We start from the raw sequence: 18,377 nt of genomic DNA, 5'->3' as shown, positions 1-18,377 counted from the left end.
AGGGTTCCGGCTCGGGGCCGGGTGTTCCGGGTTGCGCCGCCGGTGAGTGTGCTGCTCGCCGGCGACGACGCTCACGTTAGGAGCCGGGCAAGGGGTCCATCTGCGTACGAATGCACACTCGGCCGCGAGCGTGCACAACGACACACAACGGACAAAAAGCGGCCCGCGCGGCGCCGAACCCCCATCCCCATCTCACAGAATCCGTAGCCCCGACCCCGTGCTCATCAACCGATCGGTGGATTCCGGCGCCCCCGTCCGGCGATGATCCTCAAGTACATGACAGTCATCGAGATCGACGGCCTGCGCAAGGGTTATCGCGGCGGCACGGCCGTGGACGGGGTGTCCCTGCGCGTCGGACGAGGCGAGATCTTCGGCATCGCCGGCCCCAACGGCGCGGGGAAGACCACGGTCGTGGAGTGCGCGTCGGGCCTGCGACGCCCGGACGGCGGCACCGTACGCGTGCTGGGTCTGGACCCGCAGGCCGACCGGCGGCGGTTGCTGCAGCGCGTCGGCGCCCAGTTGCAGGAGGCCGCCCTGCCCGACGCGATCACGGTCGGGGAGGCGCTGCGGATGTACGCCTCGTTCTACGACGACCCGGCCGACTGGCGGGCGCTCATGGACCAGTGGGGGCTGACGGAAAGGCGGCGCACCGGCTTCGGGAAGCTGTCCGGCGGCTGGAAGCAGAGGCTGTTCATCGCGCTGGCCCTGGTCGGCAGGCCGGAGGTGGTCTTCCTCGACGAGCTCACCACCAGCCTGGACCCCTCCGCCCGCCGCACCACCTGGGGCCTGATCCGCGACATCCGCGAGCGCGGGGTCACCGTGGTACTGGTCACCCACTTCATGGACGAGGCCGAGGCGCTGTGCGACCGCCTCGCGATCATGGACCGGGGGCGGGTCGTCGCGACCGGCACCCCGGCCGGGCTCATCGCCGAAGGGCGATGCCGCTCGCTGGACGAGGCGTACTTCGCGCTGATCACCGAGAACGAGGCGTGAACGGGATGACACACATGAAAGGCCTCACCCAGGTTGTCGCGGTCGAACTGAAGCTGGTCCTGCGGGAGCCGATGTCGGCGTTCTTCGCCCTGGCCTTCCCGGCCTTGATGCTGTGGGTGAAGATGCGCGGCGACCGCCCCCTTCCCGGCGGGGTGCGGGCCATCGACGCCACGGTGCCGATGCTCGGCGTCTTCATCATCGGCCTGACCGCCCTCACCGTCCTGCCCGCCACCCTGGCCCAGTACCGCGAGCGCCGGGTGCTCAAGCGGCTGCGCGCCACCCCCGCGTCGCCGGTCATGCTGTTCGGCGCGCAGTGGGCCGCGCACATGCTGCTCGCGGCGTCCGGGACGGCACTGCTGATCGTCATCGGGCTGGCGGGCTACCGGCTGGCGGCGCCGGGGAACCCGGCCGGCGTCCTGCTCGCGTGGGCGCTCGGCGCGTTGAGCCTCGGCTCGGTCGGTCTGCTCATCGGCGCCCTGGTCCCGAGCGGCCGCGCCGCGACCGTGATCGGGCTGGGCCTGTTCTTCCCGATGGCGTTCCTGTCCGGCGCCGTCATCCCCCGCGAGAACCTCTCGGGCTCCATGCGCGCCATCGGCGACCTGACCCCCATGGCCCCCGCGGTCCAGGCGATGCGCGAAGGCTGGGCCGGCGCCGCGATGTCCCCGGCCGCCCTGGGCGTCATGGCGGCGATCTCCGTCGTCGCGGGCGGTCTGGCCCTGCGGGCGTTCCGGTGGTGAGCTCCGGCGGCCCCGCCCTGTCGCGCTGGGACCGGTCCTGGCCCGTTCTGCCGTACCTGTTCGTCCTGCTGCCCGCGGCCTTCTCACTGCTGCGCGACTGGAGGCCGCAGGTGCTGGGACTGGCCGTGCTCGCCGGGGCCTGGCACTGGTTCATGGTCACCGCGCGCCCCGGGCGGGTGGACCGGCCCGCCGGGCTGGTCGTCTACTTCGCCGTGACCCTCGCCCTCGTCGGGGCGCTGATCAGGATCGACACGCTGTTCACCGTGACGGGACTGGGCGCGTTCGTCCAGTCCTTCACCCTGCTGCCCCGCAGGTGGGCGTACGCGGGAGTGGCCGCGACGGCCGCCGTGCTGGTCCTGGCCCGGCCCCCCTCCGGGCGGAGCGCCGGGGAGCTGGTGTTCTCGATCCTGGTCGGGACGCTCGTCGCCTCGACGTTCGGCCTGTCGGTGCAGACGATCACCGACCAGAACGAGCAGCGCAGGGCGATGATCGCCCAGTTGACGGAGACCGGCGCCAAGCTGGCCGCGCTGGCGGAGGAGAACGCCGGGTTGCAGGCCCGCCTTCTGACCCAGGCCCGCGAGGCGGGCGTTCTGGGTGAGCGGCAGCGGATGGCGAGGGAGATCCACGACACGATCGCGCAGGGCCTGACCGCGATCATCACCCAGCTCGAAGCCGCCGAGGACGCCCTCGACGACGTGCCCGCCACCCGCGCACGCCTGGACACGATGCGCGCCCTGGCCAGGGAGAGCCTCGGCGAGGCCCGCCGCTCGGTCCAGGGGTTGCGCCCGGCGCCGCTGGAGGAGTCCCAGCTCCCGGCCGCCCTGCACGACGTGGCCGCCACCTGGTCGCGGACCACCGGCGTCCCCGCCTCGGTGTCGGTCACCGGCGACGCACGGCCGTTGCACGCCGAGGTGGAGGTCACCTTGCTGCGGGTGGCGCAGGAGGCGCTGGCCAACGTCGCCAAGCACGCCTCGGCCGGCCGCGCGGGTCTTACCCTTTCGTACATGGAGGACGTCGTGGTGCTGGACGTGCGCGACGACGGGAAGGGCTTCACCTCCGAGGCCGCGGGCTCGCGGGCCCGAACCGGGTTCGGCCTCGTCGCGATGCGCCAGCGCGTCACCCGGCTGGCCGGGGCCCTGGAGGTGGAGACCGCCCCAGGCCAGGGAACGGGCATCTCCGCCACCGTCCCCGCCATCCCCGCCGCCTCCCCCGCCGTTTCCGCGGTCCCCTCCGTGCTCGAAGGTCCCTCCCCTTCGCCCGCCCATCCCCCGGCGTCGCCCGCGTCGTCCGGAGAGGAGACGTGACCATGCCGATCCGGTTGATCATCGTGGACGACCATCCGGTGGTCCGGGACGGGCTGCGCGGCATCTTCGCCGCCGACGACGCCTTCGAGGTGGTCGGCGAGGCCGCCGACGGGCCGGAGGCGCTCGCCGTGGCCATGCGCACCGGCCCCGACGTGGTGCTCATGGACCTGCGCATGCCCCTGATGAGCGGGGCGGAGCTGATCCGCCGGCTGCGAGAGTGGTCGCCGGGCGTCAACGTGCTGGTCCTGACCACCTTCGACGACGACGCCGACGTCCTGCCCGCGATCGAGCAGGGCGCCACCGGCTACCTGCTCAAGGACACCCCGCGCGCCGACCTGCGCCGGGCCGTGCGGGCCGCCGCCCGTGGCGAGACGGTGCTTTCGCCCTCCGTGGCGGGCGTGCTGGCGCACCAGGTGCGCGCGCCGCAAGCGCGGGCGCTGAGCCCCCGGGAGCTCGAGGTGCTCGGGCTCGTCGCCCGCGGCGCGACCAACCGCGAGATCGCCGCGAAGCTGTTCATCACCGAGGCGACGGTGAAGACGCACCTGCTGCACGTCTTCGCCAAACTCGAGGTCAACGACCGCGCCGCGGCGGTCGCGGCGGCCTACGAGACCGGCCTGCTCAAGCCCACCGGCGGCGCCTGACCTCCAGCGCCCGCCCGGCGCCGGCCGCCCGCCATCGCACCCTGACCATGTCCGGCCCCGGGGGTGGCTTGACTCTCCGCCAAGGGGAGGCGCGAGAGTGGCGGCATGGACGGCGACGCGCTCCACACGATCGGCGACCTCGCCCGGCTGACCGGGCTGAGGGTCAAGGCCATCAGGTTCTACTCCGACCGCGGGATCGTGCCGCCCACCGGACGCAGCCCGTCTGGCTACCGCCTCTACGACGACGCCGCCCTCGCACGCCTGGACCTGGTCCGTACGCTGCGCGAGCTGGGACTGGACCTGGCCACCGTCCGCAAGGTCGTGAACCGGGAGACCACCCTGCCCGAGGTCGCCGCAGTGCACGCCGCGGCCCTGGACGCGCGGATACGGACCCTGCGCCTGCGGCGCGCGGTGCTCATGGCGGTCGCCGGGCGTGGAGCCACCCCCGAGGAGATGGATCTCATGCACAAACTGGCCCGGCTCACGCAGGACGAACGCCGCCGGCTGATCGCCGAGTTCCTCGACGCGGCGTTCGGCGGCCTGGACGCCGGCTTCGCGGGCGCCGCCCGCTCGATGACCCCCGAACTGCCCGACGACCCCGGTCCCGAGCAGATCGAGGCGTGGGTGGAGCTGGCCGAGCTCTCGCAGGACCCCGGCTTCCGCTCCGGCATGCGGCTCCTGGCCGAGCAGCACGCGGCCGACCGCGCCGACGGCGGCGTCACCGTCCCGCGCCGCGACGCCGTCGCGATCGCCCGCGACCAGGCGGCCCCCGCCCTGGAGGCCGGCATCGCCCCCTCCTCACCCGCCGCCGGCCCGATCGTCGACGCGGTCGTGGCCGAGTACGCGCGCCTGGTGCGCCGTCGCGACGACGACGAGCTGCGACGCCGGCTGCTGACCCGGCTGGAGGCCGCGGAGGCCCCTGGCAGAGAGCGGTACCTCCACCTGCTCGCCGTGATCAACGGCTGGGCGGCGCCTCCCCCTCTCGCCCCGGCGCTCGGCTGGTCCGTCCAGGCCCTGCGCGCCCGGGTGGCGGGCTGACCACCCCCGTTCCTCCAGCGGAAGCCCGATCGGCGTGATCGGCGGAGCGAAAGCGGCGGGTGACCCGGTGGTGGGCGTCCTCTCTGAGCACGATCGCCGCACGAAAGCCGAATTCGTCGACAACATAATCGGCGTGATCGGCATCTAAGCCAGCATGGAGCGGACAATCCCTTTACGGGCCCTGTTGTCGGTGACCGTCACCACCGCCGCGGCGGCGGTCCTCACCTCGGCGGGCGCCCTCGCCGCGACCACGCCGGAGCCGGCCCTCGCCCGTGCTCCGGCCACCGCCGGCCTGGTCGTCGCCGCCGCGGCGCCCGCGGCCACCGGTACGGCGACCAGGGCGGACGCCGCGGACGCCGCGAAGCCCACCACCTGCCTGCGCATCCGGGGCGCGGCGGCGTGCGTGGGAGCGGACGAGAGCGACCGTCCGGGGATCTCGGTGGAGGACACCGCGCCCGACAGGTACCACGCCGTGGTCGAGTACTACCTGAACGGCTACCTGGGCACCAAGTACGTCATCCACAACCTGGGGCACGAGGGCGAGATCCGGAGCAACCGCGAGATCGGCGCCACCGTGACGTTCAGGGCCGCGGTCTACAAGGGCAACCACCGGATCAAGGTCAGCCGGTGGAAGACCGTGCGCACCGACACCGAGTACCCCGTCAAGCGGGACACCGATGTCACCCCGTCCACGGCGCGGGCGCGCTCCCAGATCTGCACTTCGACGAAGAGCGCCGCCTCCACGTGCTTCGCCGACCGGAAGCAGACGGTCGTCTACGCGTGCGACACCAGCGCCGACCGGCGTCAGGCCCGCGCGGAGTACTTCCTCGGCGGCGATCCGACGGCGCGTTTCGAGATCCACCAGCTGGCGGGGGTGAACACCTGCGGCAAGGCCGAGCACGGCGACGTGCGCGTCAGCAAGTACCGCGCCTCGGTGTTCGACCTCGGCCACCGGGTCGCCACCAGGCTCTACAAGTACCACTAGCCGCACAGCACGGCGGCGCGGCCGTGTCCCTCCCCCGCCCGGCGAGGGCACGGCTCGCGCCTGTGCGGCTTTACCTGCGATTTCGTAGCCTGTTGACATGGCAAGCGCCTTAGGGGACTTCCTTCGCGCTCGGCGCCGGCTCGCCACCGTCGACCGCGCCGGGCCGTGGCACGGTGAGCGCCGGACGCCGGGCCTGCGCCGCGAGGAGGTGGCCATGCTGGCCGGCGTCAGCAGCGACTACTACACCCGGCTGGAGCAGGGAAGAGAGCTCCGTCCGTCGGCGCAGGTGCTCCAGGCCCTGGCGCGCGCCCTCGAGCTCTGCCCTGAGGCGACCGAGTACCTGTACCGTCTCGCGCACCCCCAGGAGTGTGGACGCCGGCAGCTCGGCGGGGACGACGAGATCTCACCGCACATGCTCCGCTTCCTGGAGGGCTGCGACCATGTGGTCGCCTTCGTCGTCAACCGGCGGTTGGACTACCTGGCCAGGAACCGGCGGGCCGCCGCCCTGTACCGCGGGATGGACATCGCGGACAACGTGCTGCGACTGATCTTCCTGTGTCCGGGGGCACGCGAGTTCTACGTGGACTGGGAGCAGGAGGCCCGCGCCTTCACGGCCCACGTGCGCGCCGCCTCCGACGCGGGCCGCGACCCGCTGGTGCGCGAACTGGTGGAGGAGCTCTCGGCGGGAAGCGACGACTTCCGCCGCATCTGGGCCCGGCATGACGTGCGGGTCAGAACAAGGATGCCGATCCGCTACCGCCACCGCGACGTCGGCGAGATGACCCTGCAGTACGAGACGCTCCGCGTCGGCAGCGCCCCGGGCCAGTTCATCGTCATCGGCCAGGCCGAGCCCGGCAGCCCGTCCGCACGCGCGTTCGCCTCGCTCGGCTGACCGCGACCGCCGCCGATCAGCGGGTGGCCGGGCCGCCTCTCACTCCGGGCAGAGCTCGGAGCTCAGCGCCTCGTAGGACCAGCGTTCCCACTTGACGGGCGACCAGCCACGGTCGCGGACGAACACCAGGTAGAGCTCCGGGCTGAGCAGGCCGAACAGCAGATCGGCGGCGTGCTCGGCCGTCACGCCCTGACGGGCCCCGGGCTTGGCGACCAGAGACCGCGCGGCCGTCGCGTGGACGGTGAACCTCGGGTCGGCGTCCTGCTCCCAGAGCCCGGCGATCGCCGGGTCGGCCGCCGCGGCGGCGCGCAGCATCTCGATGATCGGCGCCACCCGTTCGAGGATCGCCCGTGTGCCCTGGACGTGCAGCCGCAGGTGGACGCCGGCGGTCTCGGCGGCGAGAGCGTCGGTGAACCACGGCCGCTCCATCGTCGCGACCGGCTCGTCGTCGCCCGCGATCGACACGTCGATCAGCTCTTTGAGCAGTGCGCGCTTGTTGCCGAACGTGAAGTAGATCGTCTGCACGGCGACCCCGGCCCGATCGGCGATCTCCTGCAGCGCCGTCGCGCCGTAACCGCGCTGGACGAACAGCTCGCGGGCGGCGTCCAGCATGCGCTCGCGGGTCTGCCTGGCCTTCGCGGTCCGCTTGCCCGTGCTCTTGACGTCGGTCATGGCTGTAGCTTATCTCTAGAGTCGAACACTAGAGTTCGCATCTAGTGAAATTCGGCCCGGTGACACGGGCGGGCGGACGCGGGAGGAACCATGCGGGTCATCGTCAACACCCAGCAGGCGGAAGCGTGGAACGGCTGGGAGGGGGTCAACTGGGCGAACAACGCGGAGCGCTACAACGCGATGATGGCCGCGTTCAACGACCCGTTCTTCCAGGTCGCCGCGATCGGCGAGGACGACCGCGTCCTCGACGTCGGCTGCGGTACCGCGGAGCCCACGCTGGCCGCCGCGCGCAAGGCGTCACGAGGGCACGTCCTCGGCGTCGACATCTCGGCGCCGATGCTGGAACGCGCCCGCGCCGACGCGGCCGGGCAGGGCGTCGCGAACGTCGTCTTCGAACAGGGGGACGCCCAGGTGCACCCCTTCCCGGAGGGAGCCTTCGACGTCGCGATCAGCCGGGGCGGGGTGATGTTCTTCGGCGACGTGGTGGCCGGGTTCACCAACGTCCGGCGGGCGCTGCGGCCGGGCGGGCGGCTGGTGTTCATGGGCCCGCAGGGCGGCGGCCCCGACACCGACTACGCCCGCGCCACCGCGGCGCTCAGGCCGCTCATGCGAGGGCCGTCGCCCGCGTCGCGGGGCATGGCGTCACTCCTCGACCCCGCCCGCATCCACCAGGTGCTCGACGAGGCGGGGTACGCCGAGGTGACCGTCACGCCCGTCGCCGCGCCGATGGACTACGGGCGCGACGCCGCCGACGCGGCGGACTTCATCCTCGGCCAGGGGCCCGTCCGCCACAACCTCGAAGGGGTCGATCCGGCCGTCGTCGATCGGGCACGGGAGGAACTGCGCGCAGGGCTCGCCGCGTACGCGACCTCAGACGGCGTTCGCATTCCCGGCGCCGTCTGGCTGGTGAGCGCCACCCGCCTCTGACCCCTCACCACGGCGCTCCATCGCCCGGCGCCCCCACGAGACCAGGAAGAACACGAAGAACAGACAGGGAAACAGCAGGAGCAGCTGCCACCCGCCCTCGGTGAGAGCGCCGGCGAGGCTGCCATGGTCCATGTAGTGCCGGGCGGCCAGAGCGACGGAGCTCCCGACGCTGAACGCCGCGCTGCGCACCAGAGCCTGACCGGTACTCCGGGGGAGCGCCATGGAACAGATGCTAACCCGCGCGCCCCAGGCGATCCAGGGACCCAGACGAACCTAGGCGAACCCGGCCGGGCACGCGAACGCCCCGGGCGTGGGAGCCCGGGGCGTTCTGGCCGTTCAGGGGCGTGGTCAGCGCAGGATCTTGTAGAGGGCCGAGGTGAGGGAGGCCTTGGCGTCGTCCTGGTCGATCGACCACATCATCGAGCCGCCGAGCCCCTTCAGCCGGATGTAGGCGGCCTTCTCCAGCAGCGACGCCGGGTCGTCGTAGGACCAGAACTCGTTGCCGTCGTACAGCCACAGCGTGCCGGTGAGCAGGTCGCGGTAGCGTCTGCCCGGCTTGCCGGCGAGGATCTTGTAGTCCTCGGTGCCGGGCGCCCAGGTCGCGGGCGCCGGGCCGGTGGCGCCGGCGTACAGCCCGTCGCCGGTGGATCGCACGCCGGTCCAGCCCTGCCCGTACGCGGGGACGCCGACCACGATCTTCCTGGCCGGGGCGCCGCGCGACAGGTAGTCGCGGACGGTGGTGTCGACGCTGTACTTGACCGGGTTCGGGTCCCTGCGGTCGGTGAACAGGTTGCCGTTGTGGCCGGTCCTGGTCTCCCACGAGCCGTGCAGGTCGTACCCCTGGATCGTGGCGAAGTCGAGACTGCGGAACACGTCGCGGACCTCGAAGCCGGCGTCGATCTTGGCCGCGGCGGCGGGGAGGAAGGCGGTCAGCTCGCTCCCGGCGTCGTAGGCCTTCAGCTGCCGGCGCAGCTCGGCGGCGAAGAGTGTGAAGTTGTGCCTGTCCTCCGGCCGGATGACGTTCCCAGCGTTGCCCTCCGAGCCCGGCCACTCCCAGTCCAGGTCGATGCCGTCGAAGACGCCCGCGCCGGCGCCCGCGGGCAGGCCGGGCAGGTCGCCCCTGATCCAGAGGCCGACGCACGAGGCGGCCAGCGCGCTGCGGGCCTCGGGGGTGCTGACGGCGTCGGAGAAGTACTTCGAGCCGGTCCAGCCGCCGAGGGAGATCAGCGCCTTGAGGCCGGGGTGGCGGGCCTTGAGCTTCTTGAGCTGGTTCAGGTTGCCGTTGAGCGCCTGACCCGGCTGGTCGGCCACGCCGTCCACGCTCTCTTCGGCGGACACCGGCCGCTGCCAGTCGGCCCACGCGTCGGCCGAGACGCAGGTGCCGTCGGCGCCGACGTTGCCGAAGGCGTAGTTGATGTGGGTCAGCTTGGCGGCGGCACCGCTGGTGTCCACGTCCTTGACGTGGTAATTCCGGGCGTAGATGCCCCACTGGATGAAGTAGGCGACCCGCTTGAACCGGTCACCACCGCCCGCTCGCGCCTGAGCCCGTTCGGCCGGGGCCGTCGCCGCCAGGCCCCCGGCAGGTACGGACGCCGTGGGATCTCCGGCAGGTACGGACGCCGCCGGATCTCCGGCGGGTAGGGGCGCCGCCGCGTCTCCGGCAGGCACGGGCGCCGCTGCCAGGGCCTCGGCGGGGACGGCCACCGTGGTGAGGCCGGCGGCGATCGCCGCCGCGAGTAGGTGCTGGAAAGGACGTCGCACGGCCATCTCCATTTACTGCTCGAAGAGCCTACTTATAGGAAAGTTTCTTATAAGTTGCTCCGGATCGTAGGGTCCGCCATGCGACGCGTCAATGCCCGGCCGCGCCCCCATATTGGCCGCGGTAGTTTGCAGGTCCTTGACCTGCGGGTTCCTATGCTCGCGCTATGGCAAGCTGTCTTGGTCACTTTCTCCGGGCCCGACGCCAAGCCACGCCTCTCAGCAAGGTCGGGCTTCCGCCCGTGGGCCGCCGGAGGACACCGGGCCTGCGCAGAGACGAAGTGGCGGTGCTGGCGGGCGTCAGCGTCGACTACTACACGCGATTGGAGCAGGGCAGGGAGACCCGCCCCTCGGAGCAGGTGGTCAACGCGCTGGCCGAGGCCCTCGATCTCGATGGGGAAGCCACCCAGCACCTTCACGACCTCGCTCGCCCCAAAAAGCACCGGCGCGCCTTTCCCGGCCACGCCGACCAGGTGAACCCCAAAGTTCTGCAACTGATGGCGAAATGGGAGGACTACCCCTCGGCGATCGTGAACAACCGGCTGGACGTCCTCGCGCGAAACGCCCTGGCCTCGGCCCTGTTCCAGGGGATGGAACACGCGGACAACCTGCTGAGGCTGATGTTCCTCAACCCTGCTTCCCGCGATTTCTTCCTGGACTGGGAGGAGGACGCCTTGTCCCTGGTCGCCCACCTGCGCGCGATGTGGGGCACAGAACCGGACGTCTCATCGCTGGTCGCGTTCGTCGAGGAGCTGTCGGCCGCGAGCGGGGAGTTCGGTGAGATGTGGGCCCGTCACGACGTGCGGGCGAAGACGCACCACTCCATCGAGATCCGGCATCGGTGGATCGGCGAGGTGACCTTCTGGCACGAGACCTTCTCCATCGACAGCGCCCCCGGGCAGCGCCTGTTCGTCGGGATCCCCGAAGCGGGCAGCCCATCGGAACACGCCCTGGCCCAGCTCTATCTGCGCACCACCGCCGAGCGCTGACCCGGCGGTCCGAGAACCAGTGGAAGGCGTCGTGATCGGACGCCCGCGCGGCCCGGCGGAGCCGCGCTCATCGGGCGCGACCCCACCGGGCCGATCGTCAGCCGGTGCCGCCGCTCACGGTGCTGCCGGATCTGGTGATGACGGACGTGAGCTGCCTACCACCGACTCCGGCCATGCCGGGCGGGATAGTCTGGCGCCGTGAACGGCCCACGGGCCGGCTCCGGGACGATGCGGTGCCAACGGTGCGGCCCGAGGAGGAAGCCAAGTTGTCACAGCTCGAGACGGGCGAGCCGGTCGCCGACCACGAACTCCCGCGAGGCGACCCGGCCAGGCCGGTGACCATCGCCTACATCGCGAAGTCCGCCGGGGTCTCGGTGCCCACGGTGTCGAAGGTCATCAACGGCCGCTCCGGCGTGTCCGCCGACACCCGCGCCCGTGTCGAGGCGCTCATCAGCCAATACGGGTACCGCAAGTCGGCTCAGCGCACCAACATGATGGAACTGGTCTTCGACCGGCTCGAGCACCTGTGGGGCGCGGAGATCATCCGCGGGGTCGAACAGGTGGCCCGCGAACACCGGGTGGGCGTCGTGCTCACGGAGTTCGGCCCCCAACGCGACCAGACCAACTACTGGATCGACGACGCCGTCGCCCGCCGCCCCGACTGCGTCGTGACGGTGGCGCAGCTGTCGAACGAGGAGCGTGATCAACTGCGCGCCAAGGGCATCCCGTTCGTCGTCTTCGACCCCACCGTCGAGCTGCCGGACGACGTGCCGTTCGTGGGGGCCACGAGCTGGAACGGCGGCCGCTCGGCCGCTCGCCACCTGCTCAAGCTCGGCCACCGCCGCATCGCGATGGTCAGCGGCCCCGACCACGTCCTGTGCTGCCGAGCCCGGCAGGACGGGTACCGCTCGGCCATGGAGGGCGCCGGCTTGACGGTCGACGCCGCCCACGTGGTGCGGGCCGAGCTCACCAGGGAGGGTGGGCACACCGCCGCGCTCGGCCTGCTCGGCCGCCCGGAGCGTCCCACCGCGATCTTCGCGAGCAACGACCTGCAGGCGCTCGGCGTCTACCAGGCCGCGCGGGAGATGGACCTGCGCATCCCTCACGACCTGAGCGTGGTCGGCTTCGACGACCTGCCCATCGCCGCCCTCGTCGATCCCCCGCTGACCACCGTCCGCCAGCCGCTCACCGAGATGGCGGTGGCCGCGACCGAACTCGCCCTGGCCCTGGGCCGCGGGGAGAAGACCTCCGAGGCCGGCTTCGAACTCGCGACCACCCTCACCGTCCGGGAAAGCACCGCACCTCCCACGGACCGGCGATGACAACGGTGACGACGTCTTCATAGTGCCGGCTCGCCCGCGCGGCAACCTGGTCCCCGGCCGGGGCGGCGCGCGGACCGGCGCGACCGCTACGCTCCCCCCGTGATCGAACTTCGGCGGATCACGGATCTGTGGCGGCGACTCGACGTCACGATCCGGGATCTCTCGTTGGCGCTGCTGCTGGCCGTCGCGTCCTTCCTGCCGGCGCTTCACGACCACGGGACCCAGCTCGGCGACCTGCCGGCCCGCCCCTTCGACGCGCTGACCATCGTGGTGATCGCCCTCGAATGCCTCCCGCTCGCCGTGCGCCGGCGATGGCCGGCCGTCTGCCTGGTCCTGGTGTCGCTCGGCTTCGCCCTGGACCAGCTCCGCGCCTACCACACGGTCACGGGCACCGCCCTGGCCATCGCGCTCGTCAGCGCGGGCGCCTACCTGGAACGCCACCGGCGCCTCACCGCGATCCTGCTGTCCGCGGCGTACCTGCCACTGGCGCTCGCGCTCGACCGGCTCGGCTCGCCCGAGGGGCCGGAAGGGTACGTGACGTTCTACCTGCTGCTGGTTCTCGGGTGGGGCATCGGGTCCTGGCTGCGCTCCACCCGGGCGGCCGAGGCCGAACGCCGGCGCCACGTCGCCGAGACCACCCGTGCCGCCGAACGCACCCGCATCGCCCGCGAGCTCCACGACGTCGTGACCCACCACGTGACCGCGATGGTCGTGCAGGCCGAGGCGGCGCGCTACCTGACCGCCGCGCCCGACCGCCTCGACGCGTCCCTGAGCGCCGTCACCGACACCGGCCGACGGGCCATCGCCGACCTGCGGCACCTGCTCGACCTGCTCACCCCCGACCACGACGCGGACGTCAGGCTGCCGTCGGTGGGCGAACTCCACACGCTGGTGGAACAGACGCGCCGGGCCGGGCAGCCGGTGGAGTTCATCGAGGAGGGGACACCTGCGCGATCGACCGGCAGCGCCGAGTTCGTGACCTATAGGGTCGTGCAGGAGTCCCTGACGAACGCCCTCAAATACGCCCACGGCAGCCGCACGGTGGTCCGCGTGCGCTTCGGCGAGAAGGAGATCACCGTGGAGGTCGGCACCGACGGTTCCGGCTCGCAGAACGGCTCGCACGCCGGCTCGCTGGGCGGGAGCGGGCGGGGCCTCGCCGGGCTGCGCGAACGGGTCGGCGCCCTGGGCGGTGACTTCAGCGCCGGCGGGCAGGCCGGCGGCGGCTTCCTCGTCCGGGCGCGCATCCCCATGGAGAGCCCGTCGTGACCGTGCCGATCCGGGTCCTGGTCTGCGACGACCAGGCGCTGATCCGCACCGGGTTCGCGACGATCATCGACGCGCAGGCCGACCTGGAGGTGGTGGGCGAGTGCGGGGACGGTCGCGCCGCGGTCGACCTCGCCCACCGGCTGAAGCCGGACATCGTGGTGATGGACGTGCGCATGCCGGTGCTCGACGGCATCGAGGCGACCCGCCTGCTCGCCGGCGCCGGAGTCGCCCATCCCGTCAAGGTGCTCGTGGTGACGACGTTCAACCTGGACGAGTACGTGTACCAGGCGCTGCGCGCGGGGGCCGGCGGATTCCTGCTCAAAGACGCCCCACCAGCGCAGTTGCTGCACGGCATCCGCACCGTCGCGGCAGGGACCGCGCTGCTGGCGCCCGAGGTGACCCGGCAGCTCGTCGGCAGGTACGCGGCGCGCATCCGTCCCACCGAAGGCACGCCGGGCGACATCGCACTGACCCCGCGCGAACTGGAGGTCCTGCGCCACATCGCCGACGGCCTGTCCAACAGCGAGATCGCCGCGACAATGGTGATCAGCCAGGAGACCGTCAAGACCTACGTGTCACGCATCCTCACCAAGCTCGACCTGCGCGACCGCGTACAGGCGGTCGTCTACGCCTACCGCAGAGGCCTGGTGACCTGACACCCGCCCAAGGGACTCGACGTCACATCGCCGCGTTTCCCTCCCGCGAAACCGCATCCACAGCGACCGCGGGCGGCTGCCGTCGCTGTCAGAACCACCTTCCCCGAAGATCAGCCCCCCGGGCCACGAGGCTCGGGGCGCCTCAACCGTCCAGAGATTCGTCCGCGACCCGGATGATCGTCTTTCCGGGGGCGCGGCGGTCGCGGGCGAAGGCGGAGGCCGTTTCGGAGAGCGGGCGCACGGCGCCGACGACGGGCTTGAGCCGTCCGTCCCGGACGCGCTCGGCGAGGTCGGCCAGCTGTGCGCGGTCGGGTTCGACGACGAAGAAGACGGCTCGCCCGTCCTTGGGCTGCGCGGTGGGCGGCATGGTGATGGTGACGACAGTGCCGCCCGGGCGTACCAGTTCGGTGGAACGCGCGAGGATGTCGCCGCCGATGACGTCGAAGACCACGTCCACCTCGCCGGCGTGCCGCAGATCGTCGGCGTCCAGGTCGAGGAAGGTCTGCGCGCCGAGGCTCAGCGCGACCTCACGGTCGCCGGCCCGGCCGGTGCCGATCACGCGGGCGCCCGCCTCCCGCGCGAGTTGGACGGCGATCGAGCCGACGCCGCCCGCGGCGCCGTGAACGAGGATGGTCTGGCCGGTCGTGAGGTGGCCGTGGTCGAACAGTCCTTGCCAGGCGGTCAGTCCGGAAATGGGCAGCGCGGCGGCCACGGTGTGGTCGATGTCGGCCGCGAGGGGGGCGAGGTTGCGGGCCTCCACCGCGGTGTATTCGGCCAGGGATCCGTTGCGGGCCCAGTCGGTCGGTCCGAACACGCGCTGGCCCACGGTGAGGCCGGTGGTCCCGTAGCCGAGCTCGACCACGACTCCGGACAGCTCGTGCCCGGGGATGCTCGGCGTCCGGTCGCGGCCGGCGCGATCGGACCACGTCGTCGGCCAGTCGAGCTCTCCGGGGGTGAAGCCCGCGGCGTGCACGCGCACGATGACGTCGTTCTCCGCGGCGTGGGGGTAGGGCATGTCGGTCAGGGAGAGGCCGCCGACACCGGCGTCACGATCCCGCACGGTGATCGCCCGCATACTCGGATCCTTTCAATGGCGTTCGTGGATATGTGGTGGTCGGGAGAGAGCTCAGCACGAGATCGTCTTCTGACGCGCGTGTCCGAGCGGCTCACACCGTCCGGTGGTGGCCTGGTGTGATGTCCGGCCAGCCCGGTCAGCTCGGCCAGGGCGAGCCGAGGATGCGCTCGACCGTCGTCGTGCGCCGGAAACCTGGGATGAAGTGTTCGAGCACGTCGGAGTTCACGGTGCCGTTCGTGGTCTCGGGACGGTCCTTGAGCCCGTCGAAGTAGGCCCGCAGAAACTCGTTCTTGAAGTCCCCTCGCGGGTGGACGGCGAGGATCTCCTCCAGCTGGTCGTGTTCCAGTTCGTCCAGTCCGAAGCCGAGCACGTCGGTCAGTACGCCGAGGTGCGTGGTCGCGATCTCCGGGGCCATCCGGCCGGGAATGCCCGGCGTGGTGTGCAGCGCGATCGCCGCCCAGACGGTCTCGGCGGCGGTCGTCGAGAAGCCCCGCTCCACGAGGAACCTGCGCGCGTGGTCGGCGCCGTCGACCTCGAAGCGCTGCTCGACGTCGGAGAAGGGGGTGAGCAGGCCGGTGTCGTGGAACATGGCCGCCACGTAGAGCAACTCCGGGTCCGGTTTCACGCCGAGCTTGTGCGCGTGGATCAGGCCGAAGAAGTAGACCCGCCGGGAGTGGTGGTAGATGAGGGGGCTCGTCGTCTCCTGGACGAGCCCGGTCGCTTCGGCGACCGCCGCCGTCTCAGGAATCTCCAACCCCGCGATGACCTCTGGCATGGCTCTGACTTTCCGGGAAGCGTGTCGGATTGTGGAACTGTCCGTCCCACTTCCATGCTGCCCACGGGTCGGCGTGCGGTGCCGCCTTCGTCCGGCCAAGAATCACCTATATCCGGACGAGGCCCCGCGCCCAACTTCGACGCCCGCCCGGCGGTCGGGGCGATCGAGGGTCTCCGTCATCCTCAGGTGACGGTGTGCTACCAATGAACGGTGTCCATGCCTCCCGCGTCGCCGGCCGGACGGCGGTCAGCGCCGCCGGGGTCCGGATGGTCACCGCGCGGATCCGGCTCCGGAGAGACCGGCGTGGTGCACGCCGCCCCCCATCGCGTCGCGGTCCTCGTCTACGACGGAGTGACGTTGCTGGACGTCGCCGGTCCCGCGGAGGTGTTCAAGGAGGCGAACCGGTTCGGCGCCGACTACCGGATCGAGCTGCGGTCGCCGACCGGCGCGGACGTCACGTCGAACCTCGGCATCCGGATCACGGTCGACGGCCCCGTCGCCGCGGAACCGGCGTTCGACACGCTGCTGGTGGCCGGGTCCGACCTGTATCCGCGCGCCCGCGTCCCTCGCGACCTGGCGGACGCCGCCCGGATACCGGCGGCCGTGGCCGGCCGGGTCGCGTCGATCTGCACCGGGGCGTTCGTCCTCGCCGCCGCCGGCCTCCTCGACGGCAAGCGCGCGACCACGCACTGGAAGGTCGCGCACGAGCTCGCCGCCCGGTATCCGACGTGCCGCGTCGAGCCCGACGCGATCTACACGCGCGACGGCACCACGTACACGTCGGCGGGGGTGACGGCCGGCATCGATCTGGCGCTCGCTCTCGTCGAAGAGGACCACGGGCCCCACCTGGCACGCGACGTCGCCCGCGCCCTGGTGGTGTACATGCAGCGTGCGGGCGGCCAGTCCCAGTTCTCCGCACCGCTGCAAGGCCCGCCGCCCCGCTCGCCTGCCCTCCGTACGATCACCGACCTGGTGACGGCGAACCCCGGGGGTGACCACTCGCTCGGTGGACTCGCCGATCACCTCAACGTGAGCACCCGGCACCTCACCCGGCTCTTCCATGACGAGCTGTCCACAACGCCGGCCCGCTATGTGGAGAGCATCCGATTCGACATGGCCAGGGCGCTGCTCGACCAAGGACACACCGCGACACAGGCCGCGGCCCTCGCCGGGTTCCCCAGTTACGAGAGCATGCGACGGGTCTTCGCCCGGAAGCTGTCGATCAGCCCCGCCGCCTACCAACGCCGCTTCAGCACCACCCGCCGCACCGACCTGGGGTAGGCCCGCGCCACCGCGCACACGATCAGCCTCACGCCGATCGGGCCTTCACGTCTGTGCGGTGAGCAGGGCATCGGCGAGACCGGTCCGCGCATAGAGCACCGAGCGGCCCGCCCGGTGAGTGCTGGTCAGGCCGGCGGCCCGCAGCGCGGTGAGGTGCTGGGACACGCCCGCCGCGGAAAGGCCCGACCGCCGGGCGAGTTCGGTGGTCGAGGCGGGAGAGTCCAGTTCGGCCAGGATCAGCGCGCGGGATCGGCCGATCACCGCGGCGAGGGCTTCCATGCCCTCATGTGTCCCACGCTCCCACAACGTGCCGATCCCCCGCGCCGGGTAGGCGAGCTGAGGCGGTTCCGACGCGACGGACCGGGTCAGCACTCGCGGCCAGGCGAAGACCGACGGCACCAGGAGCAGCCCGGCCCCGGTCTCGATCCGGGTGATGGCGCAGTGGCGCTGCACCAGGTGGAGGCCGCCGCCGGCCCAGCGCACCGTGTGGTGCAACTGGTCGAGCGCCCGGGCCGTACCGTGCTCGGCCACCTGGCGACCCCGATAGAAGAGGTCCGCCTCCAGCACCGAGCGGATTCTGGCCCAGTAGGGCGCTATCGCGAGCTGCCAGTAGGCTTCGATCTCCGCGACGATCCGAGGCAGGTAGAGCCGAGGGGTCCGATGAAGGCTTCGCAGCCGGGAGGACAACGAGCCGTCGCGCTCGGCGGCCAGAATGTCGAGGTCCCGCCGTACCTGCTCGGGGTCCGTGGCCTCGATGGCGGCGAGTTCGTCGGAAAGGCCGCTGGACGTGGTCGCCGGTACCGGGTTGAGGAAATCGGGGAGATGGCCGGTGGGCGGAATCATCTCGGCCAGCCACCCACGATCGAGACCCGCCGCCGCGAGCCGAGGGCGTACCTGGTCGGCCCAGCCGCGATGGGGATCCGGCACCGCCGCGGCGGCCAGCGCTCTGCGGCTGGTGACGACCTCCCACATGGGCGAGACGGCGAACCGGGTCTCGGCCAGATCGTTCACCGAGAAGGTCAGCCGCGCCTTCATGCCGCCTCCATCTGTTCCACGATTCGGCCAT

General features: G+C 71.8%; 18 protein-coding genes. 13 read left to right on the top strand and 5 right to left on the bottom strand.

The window, feature by feature from the left end; translation table 11 throughout:
• The first annotated feature begins 276 nt into the window (after positions 1-276).
• The 7 genes from ABZT47_RS21440 to ABZT47_RS21410 all read left to right on the top strand — a co-directional run bounded on the left by ABZT47_RS21440 (position 277) and on the right by ABZT47_RS21410 (position 6,590).
• Positions 277-993, top strand: a complete 717-nt coding sequence (locus tag ABZT47_RS21440) for an ABC transporter ATP-binding protein (RefSeq protein ID WP_354844609.1) — start codon at positions 277-279, stop codon at positions 991-993.
• A gap of 5 nt (positions 994-998) precedes the next feature.
• Entirely contained in the window at positions 999-1,730 is a 732-nt protein-coding gene (locus ABZT47_RS21435) for an ABC transporter permease (protein ID WP_354844606.1), read from the top strand.
• Complete coding sequence (locus ABZT47_RS21430) at positions 1,727-3,034, top strand: sensor histidine kinase (protein ID WP_354844603.1); 1,308 nt, start codon at positions 1,727-1,729, stop codon at positions 3,032-3,034. The genes ABZT47_RS21435 and ABZT47_RS21430 overlap by 4 nt, the downstream gene beginning before the upstream one ends.
• 2 nt (positions 3,035-3,036) lie before the next feature.
• Positions 3,037-3,675: a response regulator transcription factor gene (locus tag ABZT47_RS21425; protein WP_354844600.1), complete on the top strand. Its 639-nt coding sequence runs from the start codon at positions 3,037-3,039 to the stop codon at positions 3,673-3,675.
• Positions 3,676-3,780: 105 nt separating this feature from the next.
• Positions 3,781-4,713, top strand: a complete 933-nt coding sequence (locus tag ABZT47_RS21420) for a MerR family transcriptional regulator (protein ID WP_354844597.1) — start codon at positions 3,781-3,783, stop codon at positions 4,711-4,713.
• Between the two features lie 190 nt (positions 4,714-4,903).
• Entirely contained in the window at positions 4,904-5,698 is a 795-nt protein-coding gene (locus ABZT47_RS21415; protein ID WP_354844595.1) for a hypothetical protein, read from the top strand.
• A 97-nt stretch (positions 5,699-5,795) separates the two neighbouring features.
• Positions 5,796-6,590, top strand: a complete 795-nt coding sequence (locus tag ABZT47_RS21410) for a helix-turn-helix transcriptional regulator (protein ID WP_354844592.1) — start codon at positions 5,796-5,798, stop codon at positions 6,588-6,590.
• A 39-nt stretch (positions 6,591-6,629) separates the two neighbouring features.
• Here the strand turns inward: ABZT47_RS21410 and ABZT47_RS21405 are convergent, their stop codons facing one another.
• On the bottom strand, positions 6,630-7,262 hold the full coding sequence (locus ABZT47_RS21405) for a helix-turn-helix domain-containing protein (protein ID WP_354844590.1): 633 nt from the start codon (positions 7,260-7,262) through the stop codon (positions 6,630-6,632).
• A gap of 90 nt (positions 7,263-7,352) precedes the next feature.
• Here ABZT47_RS21405 and ABZT47_RS21400 point away from each other — a divergent pair, with 90 nt between their 5' ends.
• Positions 7,353-8,189 carry a methyltransferase domain-containing protein gene (locus ABZT47_RS21400; protein WP_354844587.1) on the top strand — a complete coding sequence of 279 codons (837 nt, stop codon included), beginning with the start codon at positions 7,353-7,355 and terminating at the stop codon, positions 8,187-8,189.
• 348 nt (positions 8,190-8,537) lie between these two features.
• Here the strand turns inward: ABZT47_RS21400 and ABZT47_RS21395 are convergent, their stop codons facing one another.
• Complete coding sequence (locus ABZT47_RS21395) at positions 8,538-9,950, bottom strand: glycoside hydrolase family 18 protein (RefSeq protein WP_354844585.1); 1,413 nt, start codon at positions 9,948-9,950, stop codon at positions 8,538-8,540.
• 164 nt (positions 9,951-10,114) lie between these two features.
• On the opposite strand from ABZT47_RS21395, the gene ABZT47_RS21390 reads away from it, so the two are divergent.
• The 4 genes from ABZT47_RS21390 (at position 10,115) to ABZT47_RS21375 (ending at position 14,180) form a co-directional block, all read left to right on the top strand.
• Positions 10,115-10,936 (top strand): helix-turn-helix transcriptional regulator, encoded by an 822-nt coding sequence (locus ABZT47_RS21390; protein ID WP_354844582.1) that lies wholly within the window; start codon positions 10,115-10,117, stop codon positions 10,934-10,936.
• A gap of 266 nt (positions 10,937-11,202) precedes the next feature.
• Positions 11,203-12,258 carry a LacI family DNA-binding transcriptional regulator gene (locus ABZT47_RS21385; RefSeq protein ID WP_354844579.1) on the top strand — a complete coding sequence of 352 codons (1,056 nt, stop codon included), beginning with the start codon at positions 11,203-11,205 and terminating at the stop codon, positions 12,256-12,258.
• A gap of 99 nt (positions 12,259-12,357) precedes the next feature.
• Positions 12,358-13,524 carry a histidine kinase gene (locus tag ABZT47_RS21380; protein ID WP_354844577.1) on the top strand — a complete coding sequence of 389 codons (1,167 nt, stop codon included), beginning with the start codon at positions 12,358-12,360 and terminating at the stop codon, positions 13,522-13,524.
• Positions 13,521-14,180 (top strand): response regulator transcription factor, encoded by a 660-nt coding sequence (locus ABZT47_RS21375; RefSeq protein WP_354844574.1) that lies wholly within the window; start codon positions 13,521-13,523, stop codon positions 14,178-14,180. Before ABZT47_RS21380 ends, ABZT47_RS21375 begins: the two co-directional genes overlap by 4 nt.
• A gap of 142 nt (positions 14,181-14,322) precedes the next feature.
• Here ABZT47_RS21375 and ABZT47_RS21370 read toward each other — a convergent pair whose 3' ends face one another.
• Complete coding sequence (locus tag ABZT47_RS21370) at positions 14,323-15,255, bottom strand: NADP-dependent oxidoreductase (protein ID WP_354844571.1); 933 nt, start codon at positions 15,253-15,255, stop codon at positions 14,323-14,325.
• A gap of 136 nt (positions 15,256-15,391) precedes the next feature.
• Complete coding sequence (locus ABZT47_RS21365; protein WP_354844569.1) at positions 15,392-16,030, bottom strand: HD domain-containing protein; 639 nt, start codon at positions 16,028-16,030, stop codon at positions 15,392-15,394.
• A 303-nt stretch (positions 16,031-16,333) separates the two neighbouring features.
• Here ABZT47_RS21365 and ABZT47_RS21360 point away from each other — a divergent pair, with 303 nt between their 5' ends.
• The gene (locus ABZT47_RS21360) at positions 16,334-17,311 is read left to right on the top strand and encodes a GlxA family transcriptional regulator (RefSeq protein WP_354844566.1); all 978 of its coding nucleotides are present in this window, start codon (positions 16,334-16,336) and stop codon (positions 17,309-17,311) included.
• A gap of 45 nt (positions 17,312-17,356) precedes the next feature.
• Here ABZT47_RS21360 and ABZT47_RS21355 read toward each other — a convergent pair whose 3' ends face one another.
• A complete protein-coding gene (locus ABZT47_RS21355) occupies positions 17,357-18,346 on the bottom strand; it encodes a DUF5937 family protein (protein ID WP_354844563.1) in 990 nt (329 codons plus the stop codon).
• Positions 18,347-18,377 lie beyond the last annotated feature (31 nt).

Origin of the sequence: Sphaerisporangium sp. NPDC005289 (assembly GCF_040607455.1) — a bacterium.
GTDB lineage: Bacteria > Actinomycetota > Actinomycetes > Streptosporangiales > Streptosporangiaceae > Sphaerisporangium > Sphaerisporangium rhizosphaerae.
Note: the sequence above shows the minus strand (reverse complement) of the source record. Positions and strands in the feature narration are given on the sequence as shown.